25 protein-coding genes are annotated in these 24,582 nt (G+C 72.6%); 9 read left to right on the forward strand and 16 right to left on the reverse strand.

All coding sequences use genetic code 11. The features are described 5' to 3' along the window. Positions 1–38: 38 nt before the first annotated feature. Complete coding sequence (locus AB0M83_RS30300) at positions 39–2,330, forward strand: glycoside hydrolase family 3 N-terminal domain-containing protein (protein WP_364521919.1); 2,292 nt, start codon at positions 39–41, stop codon at positions 2,328–2,330. Here the strand turns inward: AB0M83_RS30300 and AB0M83_RS30305 are convergent. Then, positions 2,317–2,934 carry a methyltransferase domain-containing protein gene (locus AB0M83_RS30305; protein ID WP_364521921.1) on the reverse strand — a complete coding sequence of 206 codons (618 nt, stop codon included), beginning with the start codon at positions 2,932–2,934 and terminating at the stop codon, positions 2,317–2,319. The two genes, AB0M83_RS30300 and AB0M83_RS30305, sit on opposite strands and share 14 nt — an antisense overlap. Positions 2,935–2,971: 37 nt before the next feature. Between AB0M83_RS30305 and AB0M83_RS30310 the strand changes: the two genes are divergently transcribed. Beyond that, complete coding sequence (locus AB0M83_RS30310; protein WP_364521923.1) at positions 2,972–3,400, forward strand: MerR family transcriptional regulator; 429 nt, start codon at positions 2,972–2,974, stop codon at positions 3,398–3,400. A 5-nt stretch (positions 3,401–3,405) separates the two neighbouring features. Here the strand turns inward: AB0M83_RS30310 and mftD are convergent, their stop codons facing one another. From mftD to mftA, 7 genes are all read right to left on the reverse strand, one after another. Next, positions 3,406–4,599 carry a pre-mycofactocin synthase MftD gene (gene mftD, locus AB0M83_RS30315; RefSeq protein ID WP_364521925.1) on the reverse strand — a complete coding sequence of 398 codons (1,194 nt, stop codon included), beginning with the start codon at positions 4,597–4,599 and terminating at the stop codon, positions 3,406–3,408. Next, on the reverse strand, positions 4,596–6,014 hold the full coding sequence (gene mftF / locus AB0M83_RS30320; protein WP_364521927.1) for a mycofactocin biosynthesis glycosyltransferase MftF: 1,419 nt from the start codon (positions 6,012–6,014) through the stop codon (positions 4,596–4,598). Before mftF ends, mftD begins: the two co-directional genes overlap by 4 nt. Positions 6,015–6,270: 256 nt before the next feature. Next, positions 6,271–7,044 (reverse strand): mycofactocin-coupled SDR family oxidoreductase, encoded by a 774-nt coding sequence (locus tag AB0M83_RS30325; RefSeq protein ID WP_364521929.1) that lies wholly within the window; start codon positions 7,042–7,044, stop codon positions 6,271–6,273. Next, positions 7,041–7,715, reverse strand: coding sequence for a mycofactocin biosynthesis peptidyl-dipeptidase MftE (mftE, locus tag AB0M83_RS30330; protein WP_364521931.1), 675 nt, complete (start codon positions 7,713–7,715; stop codon positions 7,041–7,043). Before mftE ends, AB0M83_RS30325 begins: the two co-directional genes overlap by 4 nt. 2 nt (positions 7,716–7,717) lie before the next feature. Next, on the reverse strand, positions 7,718–8,884 hold the full coding sequence (mftC, locus tag AB0M83_RS30335) for a mycofactocin radical SAM maturase (protein WP_364521933.1): 1,167 nt from the start codon (positions 8,882–8,884) through the stop codon (positions 7,718–7,720). Then, positions 8,884–9,177, reverse strand: coding sequence for a mycofactocin biosynthesis chaperone MftB (gene mftB, locus AB0M83_RS30340; protein ID WP_364521935.1), 294 nt, complete (start codon positions 9,175–9,177; stop codon positions 8,884–8,886). Before mftB ends, mftC begins: the two co-directional genes overlap by 1 nt. After that, positions 9,167–9,265, reverse strand: a complete 99-nt coding sequence (gene mftA / locus AB0M83_RS30345; RefSeq protein ID WP_364521937.1) for a mycofactocin precursor MftA — start codon at positions 9,263–9,265, stop codon at positions 9,167–9,169. Before mftA ends, mftB begins: the two co-directional genes overlap by 11 nt. Positions 9,266–9,371: 106 nt before the next feature. Here mftA and mftR point away from each other — a divergent pair, with 106 nt between their 5' ends. After that, on the forward strand, positions 9,372–10,010 hold the full coding sequence (gene mftR, locus AB0M83_RS30350; RefSeq protein WP_364521939.1) for a mycofactocin system transcriptional regulator: 639 nt from the start codon (positions 9,372–9,374) through the stop codon (positions 10,008–10,010). Between the two features lie 15 nt (positions 10,011–10,025). Here the strand turns inward: mftR and AB0M83_RS30355 are convergent, their stop codons facing one another. Next, entirely contained in the window at positions 10,026–10,463 is a 438-nt protein-coding gene (locus AB0M83_RS30355) for an SRPBCC domain-containing protein (RefSeq protein ID WP_364521941.1), read from the reverse strand. Positions 10,464–10,520: 57 nt separating this feature from the next. Here AB0M83_RS30355 and AB0M83_RS30360 point away from each other — a divergent pair, with 57 nt between their 5' ends. From AB0M83_RS30360 to AB0M83_RS30375, 4 genes are all read left to right on the forward strand, one after another. Next, positions 10,521–11,129, forward strand: a complete 609-nt coding sequence (locus tag AB0M83_RS30360) for a TetR family transcriptional regulator (protein ID WP_364521943.1) — start codon at positions 10,521–10,523, stop codon at positions 11,127–11,129. Between the two features lie 134 nt (positions 11,130–11,263). Continuing rightward, positions 11,264–11,584, forward strand: a complete 321-nt coding sequence (locus AB0M83_RS30365; protein WP_364521945.1) for a hypothetical protein — start codon at positions 11,264–11,266, stop codon at positions 11,582–11,584. Between the two features lie 91 nt (positions 11,585–11,675). Further along, the gene (locus AB0M83_RS30370) at positions 11,676–13,304 is read left to right on the forward strand and encodes a GMC family oxidoreductase N-terminal domain-containing protein (protein ID WP_364521947.1); all 1,629 of its coding nucleotides are present in this window, start codon (positions 11,676–11,678) and stop codon (positions 13,302–13,304) included. Continuing rightward, positions 13,301–14,875: a succinic semialdehyde dehydrogenase gene (locus tag AB0M83_RS30375; protein ID WP_364521949.1), complete on the forward strand. Its 1,575-nt coding sequence runs from the start codon at positions 13,301–13,303 to the stop codon at positions 14,873–14,875. The genes AB0M83_RS30370 and AB0M83_RS30375 overlap by 4 nt, the downstream gene beginning before the upstream one ends. Here AB0M83_RS30375 and AB0M83_RS30380 read toward each other — a convergent pair whose 3' ends face one another. Genes AB0M83_RS30380 through AB0M83_RS30400 form a run of 5 tightly spaced genes read right to left on the reverse strand, consistent with a single transcriptional unit; the run spans position 14,876 to position 20,519 of the window. Next, the gene (locus tag AB0M83_RS30380) at positions 14,876–15,646 is read right to left on the reverse strand and encodes an isocitrate lyase/phosphoenolpyruvate mutase family protein (protein WP_364521951.1); all 771 of its coding nucleotides are present in this window, start codon (positions 15,644–15,646) and stop codon (positions 14,876–14,878) included. It abuts the gene before it with no gap. Between the two features lie 35 nt (positions 15,647–15,681). After that, complete coding sequence (locus AB0M83_RS30385) at positions 15,682–17,136, reverse strand: phospholipase D family protein (protein ID WP_364521953.1); 1,455 nt, start codon at positions 17,134–17,136, stop codon at positions 15,682–15,684. A 37-nt stretch (positions 17,137–17,173) separates the two neighbouring features. Beyond that, on the reverse strand, positions 17,174–18,457 hold the full coding sequence (eno, locus tag AB0M83_RS30390; protein ID WP_364521955.1) for a phosphopyruvate hydratase: 1,284 nt from the start codon (positions 18,455–18,457) through the stop codon (positions 17,174–17,176). Then, on the reverse strand, positions 18,454–20,001 hold the full coding sequence (locus tag AB0M83_RS30395; RefSeq protein ID WP_364521957.1) for an MFS transporter: 1,548 nt from the start codon (positions 19,999–20,001) through the stop codon (positions 18,454–18,456). The genes eno and AB0M83_RS30395 overlap by 4 nt, the downstream gene beginning before the upstream one ends. After that, complete coding sequence (locus tag AB0M83_RS30400) at positions 19,998–20,519, reverse strand: class I SAM-dependent methyltransferase (protein WP_364521959.1); 522 nt, start codon at positions 20,517–20,519, stop codon at positions 19,998–20,000. The genes AB0M83_RS30395 and AB0M83_RS30400 overlap by 4 nt, the downstream gene beginning before the upstream one ends. A gap of 65 nt (positions 20,520–20,584) precedes the next feature. On the opposite strand from AB0M83_RS30400, the gene AB0M83_RS30405 reads away from it, so the two are divergent. Together AB0M83_RS30405 and AB0M83_RS30410 are read left to right on the forward strand one after the other, a co-directional pair. Continuing rightward, entirely contained in the window at positions 20,585–21,169 is a 585-nt protein-coding gene (locus tag AB0M83_RS30405) for an XRE family transcriptional regulator (protein WP_364521961.1), read from the forward strand. A gap of 34 nt (positions 21,170–21,203) precedes the next feature. Continuing rightward, on the forward strand, positions 21,204–22,337 hold the full coding sequence (locus AB0M83_RS30410) for an alpha/beta hydrolase (protein ID WP_364521963.1): 1,134 nt from the start codon (positions 21,204–21,206) through the stop codon (positions 22,335–22,337). Between the two features lie 169 nt (positions 22,338–22,506). Here AB0M83_RS30410 and AB0M83_RS30415 read toward each other — a convergent pair whose 3' ends face one another. Both AB0M83_RS30415 and AB0M83_RS30420 read right to left on the reverse strand, forming a co-directional pair. Beyond that, complete coding sequence (locus AB0M83_RS30415; RefSeq protein WP_364521965.1) at positions 22,507–22,977, reverse strand: MarR family winged helix-turn-helix transcriptional regulator; 471 nt, start codon at positions 22,975–22,977, stop codon at positions 22,507–22,509. Between the two features lie 30 nt (positions 22,978–23,007). Further along, positions 23,008–24,579, reverse strand: coding sequence for an amidase (locus AB0M83_RS30420; RefSeq protein WP_364521967.1), 1,572 nt, complete (start codon positions 24,577–24,579; stop codon positions 23,008–23,010). Between the last annotated feature and the right edge of the window lie 3 nt (positions 24,580–24,582).

Raw genomic sequence — 24,582 nt, forward strand, 5'->3', positions numbered from 1 at the left:
GCTGACGGCCCTCGTTCTCTCGCGAAAGGGTCCCCGCCATGGCACAGCCCGAGAGTCACCCCGAGAGCCACCCCGAGAACCACGCAGTCGCTTCGCCGTCCGCCGACGGCGTCAACCGGCGGAGCCTGCTCGCCGGAGTCGGCGGTCTCCTCGCCGCCGGGGGAGTCGCTTCGGCGCTCGCCCCGCCCGCCGCGGCGGATCCCGCCGCCCGGCCCGAACGGAACCCGCGGGTCGAGGACCTGCTCAGGAAGATGACCCTCGCCGAGAAGCTGGGTCAGCTCCAGCTGGTCGGGACCGAAGACCTCGCCCGGACGTCGCTCGCGACGGGACAGCTGGGCGGGGTGTTCTCCGTGGTCGGTGCCGCGAAGCTGAACGCCCTGCAGAAGATCGCCGTCGAGCAGACGCGGTTGCGCATCCCGCTCATCTTCGGGCTCGACGTGATCCACGGCTACACCACGAACTTCCCGATCCCGCTGGCGCAGGGCGCGAGCTTCGACCCCGGCGTGCCGGCCGCCGACGCGACGGTTTCGGCGAAGGAAGCCCGGCGCAGCGGCATCCACTGGACCTACGCGCCGATGATGGACGTCACCCACGAGCCGCGCTGGGGGCGCATCGCCGAAGGGAACGGCGAAGATCCTTACCTGGTCGGTCAAATGGCCGTGGCGAAGGTCCGCGGCTACCAGGGCGGCGACTACTCGTCGCCGGACCGGCTCGCCGCGTGCGCCAAGCACTTCGTCGCCTACGGCGGCGCGGAAGGCGGCCGCGACTACAACACCGTCGACGTCTCGCTGCAGCGCCTGCACAACCTCTACCTGCCGCCGTTCAAGGCGAGCGTCGAGGCCGGTGTGGCGACGGTGATGGCCAGCTTCAACACCATCAGCGGCGTCCCCGCGCACGGCAACGGGTACGTCCTGCTCGACGTCCTCAAGGGCGCGTACGGCTTCCGCGGGTTCGTCGTCAGCGACTACACCGGCATCGAAGAGCTGATCAACCACGGCCTTGCCGGCGACGGCGCCGACGCGGCGGCCGCCGCGCTGCCGGCCGGGGTGGACATGGAGATGGTCAGCACCAACTACGTCAAGTTCGGGGAACAGCTGCTGGCCCAGCGGCGGATCACGCGCGACCAGATCGACGACGCCGTCCGCCGGATCCTGCTGGTCAAGGTGAAGCTGGGCCTCTTCGAACGCCCGTACGTCGACGAGGCCGGCGAGGTGAAGGCGCCGTCGCCGGCCGCGCTCGCCGCGTCACGGCAGGCCGCCGGGCGGTGCATGGTCCTGCTCAAGAACGACGGGCCGGTGCTGCCGCTGGCCAAGTCGGTCGGCTCGGTGGCCGTGGTCGGCCCGCTGGGCACGGCGACCTACGACCTCAACGGCACCTGGTCGGGCCTGGGCACCGGCGCGGGCACGACCCCGCCGGTGACGGTGGTCGACGGGATCAAGGCCGCCGCGCCCGGGGCCACGGTGACCTACACCGCGGGCTGCACGGTCGACGGGACCGACACCAGTGGGTTCGCCGCCGCGCAGCAGGCCGCCCGCGCGGCCGACGTCACCGTTGTCGTGGTCGGCGAAACCGCCGCCATGAGCGGCGAAGCGGCCGCGCGCAGCAACATCGACCTCCCCGGCGTGCAGCAGCAGCTGGTGGCGGCGATCAAGGAGACCGGGAAGCCGTTCGTGGTGGTGCTGGTGAACGGCCGGCCGCTGACGATCTCCTCCCTGCACGACAACGCGCCCGCGATCCTCGAGGCGTGGGCGCCGGGCGTGCAGGGCGGGCACGCGGTCGCGGACGCCCTGTTCGGCACGGTCAACCCGGGCGGCAAGCTGCCGGTGAGCTTCCCGCGCGCGGTCGGCCAGATCCCGATCTACTACAACCACGAGAACACGGGACGGCCCGCCGATCCGGCCAACAAGTACACGTCGAAGTACCTCGACCTGGAGACCGGCCCGCTCTACGAGTTCGGCTTCGGCCTGTCGTACACGACGTTCCGGGTCGACAGCCTGCGGCTTTCGGACACGCGGATGTCGCTGCGCGGCGGCCGGATCCAGGTGAGCGCCCGGGTGACCAACACGGGCGGGCGCGCGGGCGACGAGGTCGTCCAGCTGTACCTGCGTGATCCGGTGGCCACCATCGTGCAGCCCGTCCGGCGGCTGCGCGGGTTCCAGCGGGTGACCCTGGACGCGGGTGCTGCGAAGACGGTGTCGTTCACCCTGACCCCGGACGACGTCGGCTTCTACGACAACGCCGCGAAGTTCCGCGTCGAGCCGGGGAAGATCGAGGTCTACGTGGGCACCAGCTCGGCGGCCACGCTGTCCGCGAGCTTCACCGTGGGGTGACGCCGAGGACGCAGGCGACCGGCGGATCGAGGTCGAGGGTCTCCACCCGCAGGCCGGTGAACCCCGCCTTCGTCAGCAGGTCCCGCAGTTCGCCCGCGGCCCTGGTCGTGGTGTCCCGGTTCGCGCCGGGGCACCGCGGCTGGGACGCGAGCGCGATGCGCCCGCCGGGGCGCAGCCGGCCCCGCAGCTCGCGCAGCCGCTGCGGGGGATCGGGCCAGAAGCCCGAGGAGTTCACGGCGAGGACCGCGTCGAGCGGTTCGCCGAACGACGGCAGCCGGTCGACCGAGGCGTGGATCAGCTCGATCCGGTCGGCCGCGGCTCGCGTGCGCCGGCTCGCGCGCTCGACCATGACCGCGGAGTGGTCGATGCCGTAGACGCGGCCCCGGGTGGCGCGGGCGGCCAGTTCACCGAGGGCGATCCCGGGGCCGAAGCCCACTTCGAGCACCCGGTCGTCCGGCTGGACGTCCAGCAGTTCCACCACCCAGACGTTGCGCCGCCGGTTCGAACTCCGGTGGGCCATCACCCACCCGGCCACCCGGCCGCCGATGCCGCGCGGGTGGTGGAACTGCCCGATCATCCGCCGCTTGAGCCGTGTCATCACCATGCCGCGAGTCAACGGCTTCAAGTACGCTCGAAGTCAAATGCCCGAGGAGCTGCTGACGATCGGCGAGCTGGCCGCCCGCACCGGCGTGGCCACTTCCGCGCTGCGCTACTGGGAGGAGCAGGGCCTCCTGCCGGCACCCGAGCGGGTCGCGGGCCAGCGGCGTTACCCGCCTTCGGCCGTCGAGCTGGTCGGCGAGATCCTGATCTTCCGGGACGTCGGGTTCACCCTGCGCGAACTGAAGACCCTCATGGATCTGCGCACGTCGGCCGCGGAGGGCTGGCGCGAGCTGCACGAACGCAAGCTCGCCGAGCTCGACCGGCGCATCGCCCGGGCCCAGGCCGCGCGCACGGCGATCGCGCACGGCCTGGCGTGCCCGCGCGAGGACGTCCACGAGTGCCCGAACTTCCGCCGCGGAGTCGCGGCGCGCTTGGCGGGTGCCTCCTTGGAAGAGGCCCACTCGCACTGACGCGGCTACCGGACCGGGGCCGGGGTGCCGGTGCCCAGGGCGCGGGTGAACGTGTCCGGGATCCGGACGTCGTCGCGGCTCAGGTCGTGCACGCTGCGGTGGCCCAGCGCCAGCAGCGTCGAGTCGATGCCGTTGCGCAGGACGTCGAGCACGTTCTCGACGCCTGCCTGGCCGTTCGCCGCCAGGCCCCACAGGTACGCGCGGCCGATGAGGACGGCCCGGGCGCCGAGGGCGAGGGCCTTGACGACGTCGCTACCGCGCCGGATCCCGCCGTCGAGCAGGACTTCCACCTGGCCGCCGACCGCGTCGGCGATCGCCGGGAGCGCCCGGATCGTGGCCGGCGTGCCGTCGAGGTTGTTTCCGCCGTGGTTCGACACGGAGAGCGCGCTGACCCCCGCGTCGACCGCGCGCCGGGCCTCGTCGACACGGATGACGCCCTTGAGGAGGAACGGCCCGTCCCACTGCGAGCGCAGCCAGGCCACGTCGTCCCACGACGGCGGCGCGGTCTGCATCCACTGGCCGTACGCCCCGAAGAACGTGGGGACCGGCGCCCCGGGTTCGGCCATGTTCGGCACGCTGAGGTCGGGCAGGCGGCGGGTGCGCGCGTAGTCCAGCAGCCACCGCGGGCGGGCCAGGCCTTCCGGCGCGAAGCGCAGCAGCTCGCGGAAGGTGAGCTTTTCGGGGATGTGCGGGCTGCCCCAGTCGCGGCTGTGGGAGAACGACCAGTCGAGCGTGAGGATGAGCCCCGCGGCACCGGCGCGCCGGGCGCGGTCCAGCCGGGCGAGGATGTCGTCGCGGCCGCCGGTCCAGTAAACCTGGAAGAACGTGTCCGGGTTGGCGGCGACGACGTCTTCGATCGGCTTGCTGGCGAAGGAGCTCAGGCCCATCGCGGTGCCGCGCGCGGCGGCGGCGCGGGCGACGGCGACCTCGCCGTCCGGGTGCACCGCCTGCACGCCGGTGGGGGAGATGACCACCGGCAGCGCGATCTCCCGGCCGAGCACGGAGGTGGCGAGCGTGCGTTCGCCCGACATCCCGGCGGTGCGCGGCGCGAACGTCAGCTCGTCGAACGCGTCGAGGTTGTCCTTGAGCGTCAGGCCTTTCTCGGAGCCGGCGATCAGGGCCGAGTAGACGGACGCGGGCAGGCGCTTCTTCGCACGCCGCTGGGCTTCGGCGATCGATTCGAACCAGGCGTTGGTCATCGGTTTTCCTTACGGTCGACGCGCAGGGGGCGCCAGGCGATCTCGGGCAGGACCGGCGCGGCGGTCCGGTGGGTCAGGCAGCCGGCCCAGACGCCGGCGCCGTAGGCGATGTCGTCGGCGAGGGCGCCGGCGGTGTAGCGGACGGGGTCCAGAGCGGGCCGGTCGGCGAACCACCGGGTCAACGGCGGGCCGAGCAGCAGCGACGCGACGGCGGCGCGGCGTCCCCACCCGCGCGGCACCAGGAGCGCGGCCAGCGCCGGCGCGGCGAACTGCGTCCCGTAGCGGCCGGCGCCGAGCCAGGTCTGGTGGACGGCGGTGCCCATCGCGCGGACCACGCCTTCGGTGGGGATGTCGTGGTCTTCCAGGGTTTTCCGCATGGTCAGGACGGCGCCGGCGAAGCCTGCGGACGCGAGCAGGGGCCGCCGGGCGAGCAGCGCGGCGACGGTCAGAGCCGGCCACGGGTGCAGCACGAGCGGCGCGAGGTTCCCGGGGTGGCGCCGCGCGAGCGGGGCGGCGGAGGTGCCGTACCGCGCGCGGCGGCCGAGGAGCTCGCGCCAGGTCGCGGGTTCCTGGTGGCCGACGTGGACATCGGGGGCGTACCGGACCCGGTGGCCCGCGGCGTCCAGCCGCCAGACGAGGTCGACGTCCTCGCCGACCCGCAGGTCCGGATCGAACCCGCCGATCTCCGTCAGGGCGGACCGGCGCGCGACGAGGGCGGCGGTGGGCACGTACGAGATCCGGGTCCGGGGCGCGACCCGCGCGGGCCGGTCACCGAGGTCGAGGCCGCTGGTCGCTTGGGTGTACCACCCGTTCGTTTCGGGAGCCAGGGCGCGCACGCGAGGCGCGATCGCGGCGAGGAGGGGGTCGGCGAAGTGGGCGGCGAGCCGGTCCGCCCAGTTTCCGGTGGCGACGCAGTCACTGTCCACAAAGGCCACGAGTTCGGTGGAGACGTGGTGGAGCGCGGTGTTCCGCGCGGCACCGGGCCCGCGATTGACGTCGTGACGCACGAGGTCCGCCCCGTGCGCGGCAGCGACGGAGGCAATGGCAGCGGGATCTTCCGACCCGTCGTCGACGACGAGCACGGGGTGGGTGCCGCCGAGCGAGGCCAGACAGCGGGCGAGGGGGCCGGGCCGGTCGAGGACCGGGATGACGACGGTGAGGTCCGGAGGTTCGGCCGGTTCGGGAGGCACGGGCTGGGCGAAGCCGGCGTCGGTGAGCCGCCGGGCGAGCGCACCGGTGGCTGCGTCGTCGACGGGGCTGTGGGCGAGTGCTCGCCAGACTCGTTGGCCGGCCGCGGTGAGGCGGAGGACGCGGGCGGGCGAGCCGCCGAACCAGAGATCATCGCGGAGCCGCTTGACGTCGGGATCGAGGACGACCCGGAAGCCGGCGGGCAGGGGAGTGGGCGCAGGGGTCATCGGGCCGCCCCTCCGACGAGCGCGGCGCCGGTCGGCAGGTTGTCGCGCACGGATTGGGTGCTCGGATCGGGGCCGGTCGGGAAGCTGTCGGGTGAGGCGGCGGTGAGTGGCATGCCGCTTGGGGGCCGGAGGCCCGGGGCGGGCTCGGCTGGGGCGGCGCTGTTCGGCGAAGCGCCGCGCAGCGGTCGGACGCGCGAGCCGGGTCCGGCCAGGAAGCTGCCGTGAGCGCCCGCCGATAGGTTGCCACGCGGGGGAGTCACAAGGCCAGCCCTCCGTCCACCGGCACCACCGCGCCGGTCGTCGCGCCGCTGTCGGGTTCGGCCAAGAACGCCAGTACCCGCGCGACCTCCGCCGGCTCCAGCAACCTCCCCACCGGTTGCTGCGCGGCGAAATCCGACGCCCCGGACAACCCGTACAGCCGGGCGCTCTCGGCGAGGATCGGGGTGTCGGTCGAGCCGGGGCTGACCGCGTTGGCCGTCACCCCGGTGCCGCCCAGCTCCGCGCCCAGCGCCCTTACCAGGCCGGCCACCCCCGCTTTTGCCGCGCAGTAGGCCGCGAGCATCGGCAAACCGCGCGTCGCGGCGGCGGACGCGACCGCGAGGAACCGGCCCGATCTCGGCTCCGGGCGGCGCAGCAGCGCCGGGATCGCCACCCGGGCCAGGTTGACCACCCCGCGCATGTCCACGTCGAGCACCGCGTCCTCCTGCTCCGGCGGGACCTCCCACAACGGCACGCCCCCGGCGATCACCCCCGCCGCCGCGATCGCCACGTCGAGGCCGCCCCACCGCCGTTCCGCTTCCGCCACCGCGGCCGCGAGCGCCGCTGGATCCCGGACGTCGGCGACGAACGGCTCCGCGCCCGTCCGCGAGGCGACCGCCGTCAGCTCCGCCTTGCTCCCCAGCGCGTACGGCAGCGCCGGGTCGTCCGCGGCGACGTCGACCGCGAGCACGGCGTAGCCCTGACCGGCCAGGTGCGTCACCGTCGCGGCCCCGATCCCGCGCGCCGCGCCGGTGACGAGCGCGGTCCTCATCGCCAACCGTCCACATGGGACACCAACTGAGCGGTCAGCTCGTCCAGCAACGCATTCCCCTCCGAAGCCGTCGCGGCGGTCGGGTCGCCGAGCACGCCGGTGCGGCTCACCGCGCGCACCCCGCCCTCCCGCAGCAGCGGCAGCACCTCGCCGAGCGGACGCCGATCGCCCGCCACGGCCTGGTCCATCCGTACGACGGAGGGCTGCAAAGCCAGCTGCAGCGCGGTTTCCGGACGCCCGGCGTGCGGGTCGCCCGCCCACCGGGGCTGGAACACCGACACGTCGCGTGACTCCGCCCGCAGCCGCGCGACCGCCCGGGCGACCGGTTCCGCGTTGCCGCCGTGCGCGGAGACGAACAGCAGCCGCGTGAACGTCTCCGCGGCGGACCGGCCCAGCTCCAGCAGGAGCAGCTCGGTCGCGGCCTGGCCGATCGAGAGCGTCCCGGCGAACCCGGCGTGCTCGCCGCTGGACCCGAACGCCACGGCGGGCGCCACCAGGACGTCCGGGCGCTTGTCCGAGAGCCGGTCGCACAGTGCGAGCGCGATGTCGGTGTCGGTCGAGAGCGGCAGGTGCGGGCCGTGCTGCTCGGTCGCGCCGACCGGCACGGCGAGGGTCGCGCCGGCCGCCGCGCGCTCGGCCACGTCCGGCCAGGACAGCTCCGCGAGCCGCACGGTCAGCGCCTGAACCCGGCGAGTGGGTTCTCGTCGCAGGCCCGGTCCGGCGGCCGGCGCATCCCGATGGTGACCGGGACCGGCCGCCGCCGGTGGGAGTGGTCGAGCGACGGCTTCGGGACGCTCGTGACGCCCGCGAGGGCCAGTTCGCCGTGGCCCCGCACGCATTCCGGGTCCGGGCCGTCGAGCGGCAGGCCGGTGAAGAACTTCGCGGCCATGCACCCGCCGCGGCAGGCGTCGAACGCCGAACACGACTCGCACGCGCCGCCACTCTGCGGCGAACGCAGCGACGTGAACAGCTCCGATTCCCGCCAGACCGAAGTGAACCCACCACCGCCGCGGACGTTGCCGGCGAGGAAGGTGTCGTGGATGGCGAACGGGCACGCGTAGACGTCGCCGACCGGATCGACCAGGCAGACCACGCGCCCGGCGCCGCACAGGTTCAGCCCGGGCAGGTCGCCCTCGCCGTAGCCCGCGAGGTGGAAGAACGAGTCCCCGGTCAGCACGTTCTCGCCGTGCGCGACCAGCCAGTCGTACAGTGCGCGCTGCTGGGCGGCGGTCGGGTGCAGCTCGTCCCAGGTGTCGGCGCCGCGGCCGGACGGGCGCAGCCGCGTGATCCGCAGCTGGGCGCCGTAGCGGTCGGCGATGGCCTTGAACTCGCCGAGCTGGCCGACGTTGTGGCGGGTCATCACCACGGAGATCTTGAAGTTCTCGAAGCCGGCGTCGGCGAGGTGGCGCATCGCGCGGATCGCGGTGTCGTACGAGCCGGGGCCGCGGACGTGGTCGTTGACCTCGGCGGTGGCGCCGTCGAGGGAGATCTGGACGTCGACGTAGTCGCTGCCGGCCAGCCGGCGCGCCACCTCGGGCGTGATCTTGACGCCGTTGGTGGAGAACTTCACGCCGACGTGGTGCTCGGTCGCGTAGTCGACGAGCTCCCAGAAGTCCGGGCGGACCGTGGGTTCGCCGCCGCCGATGTTGACGTAGAAGACCTGCATGCGCTCGAACTCGTCGATCAGCGCCTTGCACTCCACTGTGGACAGCTCGCGCGGGTCCCGCCGTCCCGAGGAGGAAAGGCAGTGCACGCAGGAAAGGTTGCAGGCGTAGGTGAGTTCCCAGGTGAGGCAGATGGGGGCGTCGAGCCCGTACTGGAACTCGTCCACGAGGGACATCAGCGACTCCTCGGCTCGATCATGCGCGACGCGGCGAGGGCGGCCAGGGCCGCGCGGTACCTCGGCAGCTCCCCGGCTCCGACGCCGGCTTCGGCGCAGGCCGTCCGCGCGTCGGGCTGCTCGGCGAGGCCTCGGACGACGGTCAGGAGGGTCGGGCTCTTCAGGAAGGAAAGCCGGCGGGTCCCGAAGTGGTACAGCAGGGCGCCGAACCGCTCGGGTCGGATCGAGACCCGGTCGTCGAGGCGCCACGCGCCGTCCAGGTCGAAGCCCGCCGGCGAGTCCTCAGTAGACACCGCACATGCCGTCGATCGAGACCTCTTCGACCAGCAGTTCCTCGGTCAGGACCTCTTCGGTCCCGGCGGTGGTTTCGTTCTCGCTCATCCTGACTCCTTCGGCAGAGATGATTTTCGGCACTCGGTGACGAATAGAGGGGAGGGTAATGTCACCCCGTGTCGATAATCAAGACTCGCGAGGGAACGGCACCCGGATGACCGATGACGTGCTCGCCCGGCCCGCGAACCGCCGGGGCCGCCCGCCGGGCACCAGCGCCCGGGAGCTCGAGCTCGCGGCGCTGCGGCTGTTCACCGAGCAGGGCTTCCACGAGACGACGGTCGACCAGATCGCCGCGGCGGCCGGCGTCAGCAGGCGGACGTTCTTCCGCTACTACGACGCCAAGGCGGACGTGCTCTGGAACGAGTTCGACACCGAGGTCGAGACGATCCGGTCGCTGCTCGCCGGATCGCCCCCCGACCTGCCGGTGTTCGACGCGGTCCGCCGCGCGGTGCTCGAGGCCAACCACTACCGCGCGGACGACGTGCCGGAGCTGCGCCGCCGCATGACGCTGCTGAGCACGGTGCCCGACCTGGCCGCGAGCGCCGCGGTGCACTACGACGCGTGGGAGCGCGCGGTGAGCGCGTTCGTCGCCCGCCGGTCCGGGCAGCCGGAGGAGTCGCTCTACCCGCTGGTGGTGGGCCGCGCGGTACTGGCGGCCTGCCGCGCGGCTTACGACCGGTGGTCCGCGCGTGCGGACGCCGACTTGACGGTGTACCTGGACGCGGCGCTGCGGGCGCTCGCGGCCGGGCTCACCGACGACGTGCTGGGGATGGAGCCGGACCCGGTGCCGTAGTGAGGGCGGTCACCTTCACCAGTCGCCGGCGGCGAGGACTTCGGGGAAGCCTTCGGTGAGCATGCGGCGGCGGACGCGGTGCAGCAGGCGGGCCATGAAGAACCCGCCCGCGCCGCGGAATCCCGTGTGGCGGTAAGCAAGGCGGGTGCCCGCCTCGGTCTCGGTCAGGTGGCACGTCACCGTGCTGGGCGGGTCGGTTTCCTGGTTGCGCCAGCTGAAGCTCAGGAGTTCGGGCTCGTCGGCCGCGAGGATCTCGCAGCGGACGATGCCGTCCCAGCCCGGGACCGGCCGGCCGATGAAGCGAAACTGCCTGCCGACTTCCGGTGCGAACCCTTCGGGTCTGCCGCCGCGGCCGGTCGACGTCCAGCGTGGGACCAGGGCCGGGTCGGTGAGGGCGCGCCAGACCCGGGGGCGGGGCTGCGGGTACTCGCGGACGATCTCGAACTCGCTCATCGGTCACTCCATTCGTTACAGTCACTATAAACAGTACTCCTGCTGTACGATGTCGTGGTGCTGAAACCCGAGACGCTGCGCGAGCGGCGGAAGCGCGAACTGCGGCAGCAGCTGTCGGACACGGCGACCGTGATGTTCCTGGAGCGCGGGTTCGACGCGGTCCGCGTCGCCGACGTCGCGCGCGCGTGCGGGGTCACCGAAAAGACGGTCTTCAACCACTTCGGCAGCAAGGAAGCACTCCTGGCCGACCGCTGGGACACCCAGGTGGACGCGCTGAGCGCCCGGCTCGCCGACACCGCGCCCCTGGAGGCGGCGCTCGAGGTGCTCGGCGAGGAACTCGACTTCCTGCTCGCGTCGGCGCGCCGGCACGGCTGGGAGGAGGTCCGCCGGTTCGGCGAGCTGATCCGCACGACCCCGGCACTGGTGGCCCACCACCGCGCGGCCCGCGACCGCCTGACGGAGGCGGCGGTCGAGGCGCTGGCGAAGCGGGCCGGCACGGCGCCCGACGACCCGATCGTCCGCATCACGGCGGCGGCGGTCACGGGACTGTGGAACGTGTACGCGCTCAGCCTGCAGCGGCACCAGTCGAAGGGCGCGGCCCGGGCGGCGCGGCAGGTCCGTGCGGACCTCGCCCGGGCGGCGGACACCCTGAGGCACGGTCTCTGAGCGGTACGGCGCCGCCGGATGGCCGCCCGGCCTGCGCGCAGCGGCGGATCCTGACGCGATTTCAGCCCCGGATCGCTTGTCGCCCGATGGAGTGACCGCCTACAGTTTTTCCTCCGGTTCCGCGGGGAGGAAACATGCACGCCAGACGCCGGTCGATCCGGTTCAGCGGCACGGAAGTCACCATCAGTGCGGCCCTCAAGGACGGCCTGTTCGGCAACGACCGCAAGCACACCTTCAGCGTCACCAAGATCAAGGACATCACCAATGCCGAACCCGGGTTCTCGCGCCCCGGACGGCTGACGTTCGTCGTCGAAGGTGCCTCCACCGAAGTCGTGAAGAATCCCGCGAGCGGCGGCGACCAGGTGGACATGAACACGTTCTGTTACAACAGCGTGGACGCCGGGCAGGTCCGCAAGCTCGTCGCGGAGATCAAGAAGGCCATGGGCGGGTCCTAGGCGTACCCGTTGCGCTCCGAGGCGGCGAAGCTATACCGTGAGCAAACTAGAACAGGTTATAGTTTGAGGCGGGCCGGATCGAGGAGCGGACATGGCGAAGAAGGCGCCGCGCGGCGACGAAGCCGACTACGTCGTCGTCGGGTCGGGGAGCTCGGGGGCGGCGATCGCGGGCCGGCTGGCGCAGTCCGGGGCCAGCGTGATCGTCCTCGAGGCCGGGAAGAGCGACGAGCGGCTGCTGATCAAGAAGCCGGGCCTGGTCGGCCCGATGCACGCCGTGCCGCAGCTCAAGAAGCCCTTCGACTGGGGCTTCTACGGCATCCCGCAGAAACACGTTCTCGATCGCCGGATGCCGGTGCCGCGGGGCAAGGTCGTCGGCGGCTCCAGCTCCATCAACGGCATGGTCTACGTCCGCGGCAACCGCGCCAACTTCGACTCCTGGGCCGCCGAAGGAAACACCGGCTGGGACGCCGACAGCGTCAACGCCGCGTACAAGCGGATGGAGGACTTCGAGGACGGCGAGAACGCGTTCCGCGGCGCGGGCGGCCCGATTCGCGTCACCCGCAACAAGATCCCGCAGGAAGGCTCGCTGCAGTTCATCGAGGCCACCTCCGACGCGCTCGGCTGCAAGATCCTCGACGACTACAACGCCGAGTCCCAAGAGGGCGTCAGCCGGATGCAGCAGAACGCCGCCGACGGACTGCGCTACAGCGCCTCCCGCGGCTACCTCCACCACCTCGCGCCGCCGACGCTCGAGCTGCAGTCCGGCGTGCTGGTGAAGAAGGTCCTCTTCGAGAACGGCCGCGCCATCGGCGTCGAGGTCGCCGACGGCCGGGGGAGCCGCGTCGTCCGCGCCGGCAAGGAGGTCATCCTCTCGGCCGGGTTCGCCGGCTCCGCGCAGCTGCTCATGCTGTCCGGCATCGGTCACGCCGAGCACCTCGAGGAGCACGGCATCGCCGTCCGCGCCGACCTGCCCGTCGGCGACAACATGCACGACCACATGTTCCACGCGCTGACGTTCCACGTGTCGTCCAGCAAGAACAAGGGCGCGGCGTCGTACTTCGCCCGCGGCCTGGCGCGTGAGCTGCTGAAGCCCGGCACCACGTTCCTGGCCAACTCCGTTTTCGAGGCGGTCGCCTTCCTCCGGACCTCCCAGGCCGACGCCGTCCCCGACCTCCAGCTGCACCTCCTGCCGTGGGCGTACGTCTCGCCCAACCAGGACGCGCCGATCCGCCACGACGTCGACAAGCGCCCGGCGCTCACGGTGCTGTCCACGTTGATCTACCCGAAGAGCCGCGGCACGCTGCGGCTCGCCTCGGCCGATCCCACGGCCGCCCCGCTGATCGACTTCCAGTACCTCTCCGACCCGGCCGACCTCGAAGTGCTCGCCGAAGGCTCGGAGATGGTCCGCGAGATCTTCGCGTCGAAGGCGTTCAAGGGCGCGGTCAAGGAGGAGATCCACCCGGGGACGAACCTGCGCGGCCAGGAGCTGCGCGACGCGATCCTCAACCGCGCGACGTCGGTCTACCACGGCGTCGGCACCTGCCGGATGGGCGTCGACGAGCTCGCCGTCGTCGGCCCCGACCTCAAGGTGCGCGGCGTCGAGGGCCTGCGGGTCTGCGACGCCTCGATCATGCCGTCGATCACCGGCGGCAACACCAACGCGCCCGCCATCATGATCGGTGAGATGGGCGCGCACCTCGTCCTCGGGAGCGGATCGTGACCGTGACTCCGCTGCAGCTCACCCGCCCGGCCTCGGTGACCGACGCCTTCCTGCGGCAGCTGGTCGCCCGCGTGCCGGGTTCGGCCGGCGAGACCTGGAAGCTCACCGAGGTCTACACCGGCGAGACGCTCGTCGAGCTGCCACAGTCGACGCCGGCCGACATCGAGCAAGCGTTCGCCACCGCCCGTGCGGCCCAGCGGAAGTGGGCCGCCACCCCGCTCAAGCAGCGCCTGGCGGTCTTCAAGCGGGCACACGCGCTCTTCGTCGACCGCGCGCGGGCCGTCGCCGACCTCATCCAGGTCGAGAGCGGCAAGAACCGGCGGATGGCGATCGAAGAGACCTGCGACCCCGCCATGGTGATGAGCCACTACCTGCGGCGGGCGGCCAAGCTGCTGGCGCCGGTCAAGCGCGGCGGCCCCGTGCCACTGCTGACGACGTCGACCGAAGTCCGGCAGCCCAAGGGGGTCGTCGGCATCATCGCGCCGTGGAACTTCCCGTTCGCCACCGGCATTTCCGACGCGATCCCGGCGCTGATGGCCGGCAACGCCGTCGTCCTGAAACCGGACAACAAGACGGCACTGTCCCCGCTCTACGGCATCGAGATGCTGGAAGAGGCCGGGCTGCCGGAGGGCCTGTTCCAGGTCGTCTGCGGCGAAGGTCCGGACGTCGGGCCGACGCTCATCGACCAGGCCGACTACGTGATGTTCACCGGCTCCACGGCCACCGGGCGGGTGATCGGCGAGCGGGCCGGACGCAACCTCATCGGCTGCTGCCTCGAGTTGGGCGGTAAGAACCCGATGATCGTGCTCGACGACGCCGACCTCGCGGAAGCCGTGCGGGGCGCGATCTTCGGCGCGTTCGGCAACACCGGCCAGATCTGCATGCACATCGAGCGGATCTACCTGCCGGAGTCCCGCTACGACGAGTTCAAGGACGCCTTCGTGGCGGCCACACGCGCGTTGGACGTCCGCGCGGCCTACGACTTCGGGCCCGACATGGGCTCGCTCGTCTCGCCCGACCACCTGAGCCGCGTCAAGGAGCACGTCGACGACGCGGTCGCGAAGGGCGCGACCGTGCTGTGCGGCGGCAAGCCGCGCCCCGACCTCGGGCCGGCGTTCTTCGAGCCGACGATCCTCGAAGGCGTCACGAAGGACATGGTCTGCGGGATCACCGAAACCTTCGGGCCGGTGATCGCGCTGCACAAGTACCGGACGGTCGACGAAGCCGTCGAACTGGCCAACGACACCGACTACGGCCTCAACGCGTCGGTCTGGAGCCGTGACATCGGCGCCGCGCGCGCGGTGGCGGCCCGCCTGGAGTCCGGCAACGTCAACATCAACGACATCCTCGCGACCGCGTTCGCCGCCAAGGGGACGCCGTCCGGCGGCGTGAAGAGCTCCGGGGTCGGCGCCCGCCACGGCGACCAGGGCCTGCTCAAGTACACCGACGGGCAGAACCTGGCCGTGCTGAAGAAGCAGGTGATGGGCCCGCGGCCCGGACAGGGCTACGAGAAGTACGTCGAAAGCATGCTGTCCGGGCTCAAGCTCATGCGGAAGCTGCGGATCCGCTGATCAGTTGAGCTTGCGGGTGTCGGCGGGCAGGCCGCCGCCGGCGTAGACGTCTTCGGCGAGCTTGGCCAGCGCGGTCAGGGCGACGTTCTGGCTCCACGGTCCGTAGGACACGCGCGAGACGCCGAGCTCCTGCGCGCGCTTCAGCGGGATCGAGCCGGGGATGCCGATGAGGTTGACCTTGCGCTCGCCCAGCTCTTCGACGAGCCGCGCGACCTGGTTCTCGTCGAGCTTGCCGGGCACGAAGAAGTTGGCCGCCCCCGCGTCGAGGTAGGCGCGGCCGCGGGTGATCGCCTCGGCCAGCGCGGTCTCGGGGTCGGTCTTGAGGAAGGCGTCGGTGCGGGCGTTGAGCACGAAGTCGACGCCGGCCTTCTGCGCGGCCGCGACGGCGGCTTCGACCGCCTTCACGGCTTCGCCCAGCGGCTTCATCTGGTCTTCGAGGTTGGCGCCGACCGCGCCGACGTCGATCGCGCGGGCGATGGTGCCGCCGGGGTCGCCGTAGCCGGCTTCGAGGTCGGCGGTGACGGGCAGGTCGCCCGCCGTCCGCACGATCAGCGCGACCTCGGCGATCATCTCGTCGCGCGGGATCTTCTCGCCGTCGGGGTAGCCGCGCGAGGCAGCGATGCCGTGGCTCGGCGTGGCAAGGGCCTGCGTGCCGGGCGTCTCGGCGACGACCTTGGCGGTGATGGCGTCCCAGACGTTGACGACGAGCAGCAGCTCGGGCGCGGCGTGCAGCTCCTGCAGCCGGGTGGCCTTTTCGGCGGTGGAAGTCATGCCGCCCAATCTAGAGCGGGCGGCCGATCTTCGCTTCAGCCGTCGACGAGGAGTCCACGCAGTGGTCCCTGCAGCCGCCCCGCCCGCCGGGAGACGCCCGGCAGCAGCACCAGCCGGTGGGTGCGTCGCTCACCGTGGCGTTCCCGCTCGGCCTGCTCCTCGGCCACCGGCCGCCAGAGGTGGTCGACGACGTCCGCCGGGTCGCCGTCCACCTCGGCCACCTCCCGGCCGAGGTGCTCGGCCCACAGGCGCAGCCGCGTCGCGCGCACGACGTCGGGGTCGTCGGTCGCGATGTTGACCTCGGTGTCGTTGAACAGCGAGTGCTCGTTGAGGTTCGCCGACCCGACGGTCAGCCACTCGTCGTCCACGATGCCGAGCTTCGCGTGCACGTAGACGGGGGAGGAGGCGTCCCCGTCGTGCGCGCTGATCGTCGTCGCGAGCAGGCGGCGGTTGCCGTCGTCGGCGTCGAGGAGCCGGCCCAGCTGGCCGCGGGTGGTGTCGGAGCCGTTGCTCGGCTTGCGGGGCAGCAGCAGGACCACGCGGAAACGGTCGTCCGGCGGGTTCCGCAGCTTGTCGAGCAGCACTTCGGCGATCTCGGGCGACCAGAGGAACTGGTTCTCCAGGTAGACCAGCCGCCGCGCGGACCGCAACGCCCGCAGGTACCCGTCGAGGATCGTGAACTCGCCCTTCGGGGCGAAGTCGTAGGTGTTGTTCGGGACCGTGCGCAGCAGCTGGACGCGGCTGCCGCCCACCGGTTCCGGCACGCGCGGGGCCGGCAGGTCCTCGTCGGCGACCTCCGTCCACCGCCGCCGGAAGTGGTCCGCGACGTCGGCGACGACCGGCCCTTCGAGCCGGGACGCCAGGTCGTGCCAGCCGATCGGCCGCGGCGGGTGGTCCGGGCTGTCGTGGCGGTCGCCCTCCAGCGCGGTGAAGTCGACCCCGCCGACGAACGCGACCGCGTCGTCGACCACCACGAGCTTCTCGTGGTGGCAGTGCATCGTCCGTTCGCGGGAGTCCAGCACGCAGCGCACGGCCGAGCCGTCGGTGAACTTCCGCTGCTCCCGCCGGGCCAGGCGCCGCGTCGGCTGGAACGCCGGGACCGGCGGCCCGGCCCACAGCAGCACCCGCACCTCGACGCCGCGGGCGGCGGTCTCGGCCAGCAGCTCCCGCAAGGTGAGGGCGCCGGGCTCGCGCGTCAGCCGGAAGTCGGCGCTCGCGTGCCAGTTGGCGATGTGCACGTGGGACTTCGCGCTCCGGATGGCGTCCTCGATCGCCGGCAGGCTTTCCTCGCCGTCGATCAGCACCTCGACGCGGTTGCCGTCACGGACCGCCGCCCGGCCGCCGAGCCGGTCCGCCGAGCCGCCGGGCTCGAGCACGTCACCCCAGCCGAGGTCGCGCAGCCGTCTCCGGTGGTGCGCGCACAGGACGTGCTCGAGCCCGTCACCCAGTCGTTCGTCCACCTTGTCCAGGAAGGAGTGAAAAGTCTTCATCCGTCCTATCGCACTACAGATCGGCGCGGTCCGCCGATCAGCGGCGGCCGCGCAGGGTGGCGCGGCCGGCGTACCGGGCCTCGGCGCCGAGCTCCTCCTCGATGCGGATGAGCTGGTTGTACTTGGCCGTGCGGTCGGACCGGGACAGCGAACCGGTCTTGATCTGGCCGCAGCCGGTGGCGACGGCGAGGTCGGCGATCGTCGTGTCCTCGGTTTCGCCGGAGCGGTGCGACATCACCGCGGAGTAGCCGGCCTTGTGCGCGGTGTCGACGGTGAGCAGCGTTTCGGTCAGCGTGCCGATCTGGTTGACCTTGATCAGGATCGAGTTCCCGATCCCGCGGTCGATGCCGTCCTGCAGCAGCTTGACGTTGGTGCAGAAGACGTCGTCGCCGACGAGCTGCACGCGGTCGCCGATCCGGTCGGTCAGCTGCTTCCAGCCGTCGTAGTCGTCCTGCGCGAGGCCGTCCTCGATCGAGACGATCGGGAACCGCGTGGTCAGCTCGTCGAGGTAGGCGACGTGCTCTTCGACGCTGCGCTTGATGCCTTCGCCGCGGTAGTCGTAGACGCCGTTGTCGTAGAACTCCGACGCGGCCGGGTCGAGCAGCAGCGCGATGTCCTCGCCGGGGGTGTAACCACTCTCCTCGATGGCGCGGACGACGAACTCGAGCGCTTCGTCGGCCGAGGCGAGGTTGGGCGCGAAGCCGCCTTCGTCGCCGACGTTGGTGCCGTGCCCGGCCTTCTTCAGCGACGCGCGCAGGGTGTGGAAGACCTCCGAGCCCATCCGCACGGCCTCGGCGAACGTTTCCGCGCCGACCGGGCCGATCATGAACTCCTGGAAGTCGATCGGGTTGTCGGCGTGCGCGCCGCCGTTGACGATGTTCATCATCGGCATCGGCAGCTGGTGGGCGAAGACGCCGCCGACGTACCGGTAGAGCGGCAGCGTGTTCGCCGCCGCGGCCGCCTTCGCGACGGCCAGGGAGATCCCGAGCGTCGCGTTGGCGCCGACGCGAGCCTTGTTCGGCGTCCCGTCCGCGGCGATCAGCGCGGCGTCGACCTCGGCTTGGGCTTCGGCGTTCAGCCCGACGACCGCGTCGGCCAGTTCGGTGTTGACCGCGGTGACGGCCTTGCGGACGCCCTTGCCGTGGTAGCGCGCTTTGTCGCCGTCGCGGAGCTCGACCGCCTCCCGCGTGCCGGTCGAGGCACCCGAGGGAACCGCGGCGCGGCCCAGCGAGCCGTCCTCCAGCACGACGTCGACCTCGACGGTCGGGTTGCCCCGGCTGTCGAGCACCTCACGACCACGGACACGGGCGATTGCCGTCATTCCATCTCCTCGGAGTCGGTCCCCAGGGCACCGGCCGGAGCCGTCCCGCGACGCAGGCTAGCAGAGGATCTCTGAATCGATAAGGGGCGCTTCACCAGGGTGAGCACGAGGACGAGCACCAAGACGCCCGCGCCGGCCCACATCGACTGCCGCCAACCATCCACAAAGGATTCTCGCGCGGCATCGGCCACCGCCGGACCGGCCGCGACGGCGTTCGCGACGCCCCGGAGCGCGACCTCGGCGCCCGCCCCGGCCAGCCGGGACTCGACGGCACCGCGGTAGCCGGCGGTCAGGATCGTGCCGAGCAACGCGACGCCGAGCGCCGTGCCCAGCTCCCGCGTGACGTCGTTGAGCGCGGACGCCACGCCCTGCTGCTCGCGGGGCAGCGAGCCGGTGATGGCTTCGGTGGCCGGGGTCATCGTCAGGCCCATCCCCAGCCCCATGAGCAGCATCCCGGGCAGGATCGAGAGGTAGCCGCCGTCGACGGAGACGAAGGTGGCCATCAGCCCCAGGCCCGTCGCGCTCACGACGAGGCCCGCCGCCATCACCGGGCGGCCGCCGATCCGGGCGGCGACCCGCGGGGCGAGGCCGGACGCGGCCATCATCAGCAGCGCCGTCGGCATCAACGCGCACGTGGCGCGGAAGCCGGACCAGCCGAGCACCGCCTGCAGGTAGGGGAAGAGGACCACGAAGATCCCCGCCTGGACGCCGAAGACGGCCAGCAGGGTCCCGGAACCGCCGGCCAGGCCGCGCTCGCGGAAGAGCCGGACGTCGAGCAGCGGTGCGGGGTGGCGCAGTTCCCACGCGGCGAACCCGGCGCCGCCGAGGACCCCGGCGGCGAGGCTCAGCAGGGTCACCGGCGCCGTCCACCCGCGGTCCGGTCCTTCGTGGAGGACGAAGACCACCGCGACGACGGCGACCGACGACAGTCCCGCGCCGACCGCGTCGAACCGCTGCCGGTTTTGCGAGCGGGAGTCCGGCACCGACCGCAGGGTCACGACGGCGGCCGCCGCGGCCAGCGCGATCGGCAGCACGAACAGCCAGCGCCAGCTCGCGAGGTCGACCAGGACCGCCGAGAGGAACATGCCGAGGATCCCGCCCCCGCCGGCGACCCCGGTCCAGACGCCGATCGCCCGGGACCGCTCCTCGTCCGGGAACGTCGACGTGATGACGGAAAGGGTGACCGGCATGATCATCGCCGCGCTCGCGCCGGCGAGGAGCCGGGCCGCCAGCAGGGTTCCGGCGGACGGCGCGAGGCTCGCCGCGAGGTTCGCGACGCCGAAGAGCGTCAACCCGGTGAGCAGCACGGGTTTCCGGCCGAGGCGGTCGCCGGCCGCGCCGAGCGGCAGGAGCAGCGCGGCCAGGGTGATGGCGTAGCCGTTGACGAGCCACAGGACGGTGGCCTGTGACGCGCCGAGCTCGACCGCGAGCTGCGGCTGGGCGACGGTGAGCCCGGAGACGGACGCGACCACCGCCATCAGGGCGAGGCAGACGCCGATCAGGATCGCGCGGCGCCGGCGCGGGTCGTCGATGGTGGTGTTCATGCCGTCCTCCTGGCCCGCACGACGACGTCGTGGCCGTGGTCGCCGGCGGTGCCGATCTCCCAGCCGTCGAGGAGCGCGGTGATGTCCGCCGCCGTGGCCGACGCTTCGGCGACGTGGTGTCCTCGCGCGTGGCCGACGACGAGCAGCGTGCCGCCGGGGGCGACCCATTCGGAGATGCGCTCGTAGAAGGCGAGCTGCGGCATCGCCGGGTGGGCGTAGTGGGTCGTGACCAGGTCGAAGTCCGTACCGGGCGTCCAGGTCGTCAGGTCCGCCCGTACCCAGGCCACGGTGTTCGCCGCGGCTTGGTTGAGGGCTTCGATCGAGATGTCCACGGCCGTGACGGCCCAGCCGCGGGCGGCGAGCCAGCCGGCTTCGGCGCCCCGGCCGCAGCCGGCGTCCAGTGCGGTGCCGGGCGTGAGGCCGGCGATCTCGCGGACGAGGTGGGGGTTCGGTTCGGTGCCGTGGTGGCGGGCGTGCCGCCAGTGCTGGTCCCAGTAGGGCCGGTCGAAGTCGTTCACCCGGCCACCGTGCCTTCGGCACGGCCGGATTGGCAAAGCTTCTTGCCGATCGGCAAAATGGCGGGATGGACGACTCGATCGACCGGGCCCTCGATGCCGTCGGGCCGCGGCTCAAGCGCCTCCGGCAGCAACGGGAGACCACACTCACCACGCTGGCCGAGCAGACCGGCATCTCGGCGAGCACCCTGTCCCGCCTGGAGGCCGGCTTGCGCCGCCCGACGCTGGAGCAGCTCCTGCCGCTCGCGCGCGCCTACGGCGTGACGCTCGACGAGCTGGTCGACGCGCCGCCGACGGGCGACCCGCGCGTCACCCTGCGGCCGATCGCGTGTGAGGACGGCTCGGCGATCATCCCGCTGACCCGGCGGCCGGGCGGGATCCAGGCGTACAAGTTCGTCCTGCCCGCCGGGGACCGCGAGCCCGAGCTGCGCACCCACGAGGGTCACGACTGGGCCTACGTGCTGAACGGGACGCTCCGCCTGGTGCTCGGCGAGCACGACCTCGTGCTCGGGCCCGGCGAGGTCGCGGAGTTCGACACGCGCACGCCGCACTGGTTCGGGGCCACGAGCGCCGGCCCGGTCGAGTTCCTGAGCTTGGTCGGGCGGCAGGGCGAGCGCGCGCACGTCCGCGTGACAAGTAGTCCGAAAACGTGATAGTCATTAAGTTGGACTAATTGAAAGGGATCCCATGGCCGTCGTCGAGCTGACCACGTTCACCGTCCGGGCCGACCGGACGTCGGCGATGCTCGCCGCGCGGCCCGGGATGGTGGCCGCGTTCCGGGAGGGACGCCGCGGGTTCGTCTCGGCGAAGCTGGTGCGGCTGGACGCCGAGACGTGGCTGGACGTCGTCGAATGGACCGACGACACCGCGTGGGACGAGTCGAAGGCCAGGGGCGGCGACGACCCGCGGATCGCGGCGTTCTTCGGCACGATCGACGCGCTGGTCAGCGCGCGGCGCGGCGCCCGCTACGACGACGAGCGCGGGCGGGTGCGCACGATCGCCTACGGCCCGCACCCGGCGCAGGTGGGGGAGCTGTACCTGCCGCCGGGCGCCGGGCCGTTCCCGGTGGCGGTGCTGCTGCACGGCGGGTACTGGACGGCGATGTTCGACCGCCGTTCGATGACCCGCCTGGCCGACGACCTGGTCGACCGCGGGTACGCCGTGTGGAACGCCGACTACCGCCGGCTCGGCGACGGCGGCGGCTGGCCCGCCACGTTCGAGGACACCGCGGCCGCGGTCGACGCCGTCGCGGACCTGGACCCGGCGCTCGACCTCGCCCGCGTCACGGTGGTCGGGCACTCCGCCGGCGGCCACCTCGCGGTGTGGACCGCCCACCGCGCGAACCTGCCCGCGGGCGCGGCCGGGGCGGCGCCGAAGGTGGTCCCGGTGGCGGCGGTGTCGCTGGCCGGGGTGCTGGACCTGGCTTCGGCCGACCGGGCGGGGTTCGGCTCGGTCCTCGCGGACCCGGCCGCCCAGCCACCGGCCGGGGCGCCGGAGCCCGCGTACCCGGAGTTCTGGCCGGCGGTCGCGGCGGGCGTCGGCGAGGGCGTGGTGAACCTGCTGCTGGGCGGCCACGTCGACGAGGTGCCCGAGCGCTACGCGGTCGCCTCGCCTAGTGAGCTGGGCGAGCCGGGGGTGCCGGTGCTGGTGCTGCACGGCGACGCGGACGACGTGGTTCCGGCCGGGTACAGCCGGACGTATGCCGAACACACTGCGGGCGCCCGGTACGTCGAAGTCGCGGGTGCCGACCACTTCCACGTCATGGACCCGGCGCACGAGAGCTGGCAGCAGGTGGCCGGGTGGCTCGCGGAGCGCGTGTGACAGGCCAGCCCGCAGGTACCCGGACGGTCGGTTCGCGTACCTGGAGGGTCGGTTCGCGTGCCTGGAGGGTCGGTTCGTGTGATGGGACGGGCATCTCGTGTGATTGAGCGGGCATCATGTGTGATAGGAGGGGCATCACGTGTGATTGGGGGGACGACACGAGTGAGGGTCAGTCGGCGGCCGGGGTGAGGTGGGCGCGCTGGTGCTCGGTGATGTCGGCCAGCGTGCGCTTGAAGCGTTCGTAGTCCTCGTGGCCCAGGCGGTCCGCGTGACGGCCCTGGATGGCGGCCATGATGTCGTCCGCCGCGCGCATCTGGGCCAGGCCGCGCTCGGTGGGGCAGATCAGCTTCGCGCGGCGGTCACTAGGGTCCGGTCGGCGTTCGACGTACCCGAGCGATTCCAGCTCGTCGATCAGCGTGCCGATGATCTGCTTGTACTGCCCCGAAAGCCGGGACAGCTCGGTCGCCCGGACGCCGCCGGGGTCCAGGTAGGCGAGCACCGCGCCGTGGCGGTGCTTCAGATCGTCGAACCCCTGGGAAGCCAGCGTGGCGAACAGCTCCCGCTGCACCGCGAACAGGAGCCGTCCCGAAAGGACACCCAGGTCGGGGTCCGTCGCGTTCCGCTCCGCTCGGGTGACCATCGGCTGCCCTCCTCACCGTCGGCCCCCACCTTAACGAGAGCCGGGCAGGAAGGCGGGGGCCCGGCGCGCCGGGGCGGCGCGCTCGAACGCCGCGGCGAAGGCGAGGACGCGGGCGTCGGCCCAGCGGCCGGCGAAGAACGAGACGCCGATCGGCAGCGGGCCCGCGAACCCGGCCGGGACCGACACGTTCGGGTAGCCCGCGACGGCCGCCGGCGTCGACGAACCGAGGACGTACGCGTCACCGGCGGCGTAGTCGGTCTTCCACGCCGGGCTGTTGGTGGGTGCGACGATCGCGTCCAGGTGCAGCCGCGCGAGCGTCTCGTCGATCGACCGCCGCGCCAGCGAAGTGGCCGTCGCCCGCTGCTGCCGGTACGTCGGATCGCTCGGGGCGGGCGCGGCCGCGGCCTGCTCGAACAGCTCCTGGCCGAACTTCGACAGCTCGATCGGGTCGCGGCGGTTGAAGGCGATCAGCTCGTTCAGCGTGGCGGGGTGCCCCGGCCGGTGCGCGAGGTAGGCGTTCAGGTCGCGTTTGAACTCGGTGAGCAGCGCCGGCGTCTCGGCGGCGCCGATCTGATCCTGGTACGGCAGGTCGACGTCGACGACCGTGGCCCCGCGGGCGGTCAGCGTCCGGACGGCGTCGCGGGTGACCCGGTCGACGTCGGCGTCCAGGCCGGCCAGCCGCCAGACGCCGATCCGCGCCCCGCGCAGCGCACCCGGGTGCAGGAGCGCCGCGTAGTCCCGCGGCTGCCCGGCGGGGATCGCCGCCGTCGCGGGGTCGGCCGGGTCGCGGCCCTGCAGCACGGACAGCGTGACGGCGGCGTCGACGACGTGCCGCGCCATCGGCCCGGCGGTGTCCTGTTCGACGGAGATCGGCACGACGCCGGTCCGGCTGACGAGCCCGAGGGTCGGCTTTTCGCCGACGACGTCGTTGGCGCCGGCCGGGCACACGATCGAGCCGTCGGTCTCGGTGCCGATCGCGACCTGGGCGAGCGTCGCCGCGACGGCGGCGCCGGAGCCCGACGACGAGCCGCACGGGTTGCGGTCGAGGACGTAGGGGTTGTTCGTCTGGCCGCCGACCGCGGACCAGCCCGACGTCGCGTGCGTGGAGCGGAAGTTGGCCCACTCCGAGAGGTTGGTCTTGCCGAGGATCACCGCGCCACCGCGCTGGAGCCGGTCGACCAGCGCCGCGTCGGCGGCCGGGCGGCTGCGCGGCAGTGCCCGCGACCCCGCGGTGGCCGGCTGCGCGCGCGTGTCGATGTTGTCCTTGAGCAGCACCGGGATGCCGTCCAGCTGCCCGAGGGTGCGGTGCGCGCGGCGGCGGGCGTCGCTGGCGGCGGCGGCCCCGAGCGCACCGGGGTCGACGGCGACCACCGAGTGGACCTTGCCGTCGAGGGCGTCGATGCGGTGCAGGTAGGCCGCGGTCAGCCGGACGGCGGTGAGGCCACCGTGGTCCATCCGCTGCTGGAGTTCGGGGATGGTGGCCGCGTCGAGGTCGAAACCCAGACCGGTCCGGTCAGCGGCGGAGGCGGGGACCGGGGCCAGGAGGGAACCGGCGAGGACGACGAGCACGGCGGCCGAGCGCAGACGATTCACGGCGTCCATCGG

This window comes from Amycolatopsis sp. NPDC051106, from assembly GCF_040682775.1.
GTDB lineage: Bacteria > Actinomycetota > Actinomycetes > Mycobacteriales > Pseudonocardiaceae > Amycolatopsis.

Bases quoted from the DNA above. Each gene is read 5' to 3' on its own strand.
- AB0M83_RS30300 (WP_364521919.1), top strand. From the start codon at position 39: ATGGCACAGCCCGAGAGTCACCCCGAGAGCCACCCCGAGAACCACGCA.
- AB0M83_RS30305 (WP_364521921.1), bottom strand. From the start codon at position 2,934: ATGGTGATGACACGGCTCAAGCGGCGGATGATCGGGCAGTTCCACCAC.
- AB0M83_RS30310 (WP_364521923.1), top strand. From the start codon at position 2,972: ATGCCCGAGGAGCTGCTGACGATCGGCGAGCTGGCCGCCCGCACCGGC.
- mftD (WP_364521925.1), bottom strand. From the start codon at position 4,599: ATGACCAACGCCTGGTTCGAATCGATCGCCGAAGCCCAGCGGCGTGCG.
- mftF (WP_364521927.1), bottom strand. From the start codon at position 6,014: ATGACCCCTGCGCCCACTCCCCTGCCCGCCGGCTTCCGGGTCGTCCTC.
- AB0M83_RS30325 (WP_364521929.1), bottom strand. From the start codon at position 7,044: ATGAGGACCGCGCTCGTCACCGGCGCGGCGCGCGGGATCGGGGCCGCG.
- mftC (WP_364521933.1), bottom strand. From the start codon at position 8,884: ATGTCCCTCGTGGACGAGTTCCAGTACGGGCTCGACGCCCCCATCTGC.
- mftA (WP_364521937.1), bottom strand. From the start codon at position 9,265: ATGAGCGAGAACGAAACCACCGCCGGGACCGAAGAGGTCCTGACCGAG.
- mftR (WP_364521939.1), top strand. From the start codon at position 9,372: ATGACCGATGACGTGCTCGCCCGGCCCGCGAACCGCCGGGGCCGCCCG.
- AB0M83_RS30355 (WP_364521941.1), bottom strand. From the start codon at position 10,463: ATGAGCGAGTTCGAGATCGTCCGCGAGTACCCGCAGCCCCGCCCCCGG.
- AB0M83_RS30365 (WP_364521945.1), top strand. From the start codon at position 11,264: ATGCACGCCAGACGCCGGTCGATCCGGTTCAGCGGCACGGAAGTCACC.
- AB0M83_RS30370 (WP_364521947.1), top strand. From the start codon at position 11,676: ATGGCGAAGAAGGCGCCGCGCGGCGACGAAGCCGACTACGTCGTCGTC.
- AB0M83_RS30380 (WP_364521951.1), bottom strand. From the start codon at position 15,646: ATGACTTCCACCGCCGAAAAGGCCACCCGGCTGCAGGAGCTGCACGCC.
- AB0M83_RS30385 (WP_364521953.1), bottom strand. From the start codon at position 17,136: ATGAAGACTTTTCACTCCTTCCTGGACAAGGTGGACGAACGACTGGGT.
- eno (WP_364521955.1), bottom strand. From the start codon at position 18,457: ATGACGGCAATCGCCCGTGTCCGTGGTCGTGAGGTGCTCGACAGCCGG.
- AB0M83_RS30395 (WP_364521957.1), bottom strand. From the start codon at position 20,001: ATGAACACCACCATCGACGACCCGCGCCGGCGCCGCGCGATCCTGATC.
- AB0M83_RS30405 (WP_364521961.1), top strand. From the start codon at position 20,585: ATGGACGACTCGATCGACCGGGCCCTCGATGCCGTCGGGCCGCGGCTC.
- AB0M83_RS30410 (WP_364521963.1), top strand. From the start codon at position 21,204: ATGGCCGTCGTCGAGCTGACCACGTTCACCGTCCGGGCCGACCGGACG.
- AB0M83_RS30415 (WP_364521965.1), bottom strand. From the start codon at position 22,977: ATGGTCACCCGAGCGGAGCGGAACGCGACGGACCCCGACCTGGGTGTC.
- AB0M83_RS30420 (WP_364521967.1), bottom strand. From the start codon at position 24,579: ATGGACGCCGTGAATCGTCTGCGCTCGGCCGCCGTGCTCGTCGTCCTC.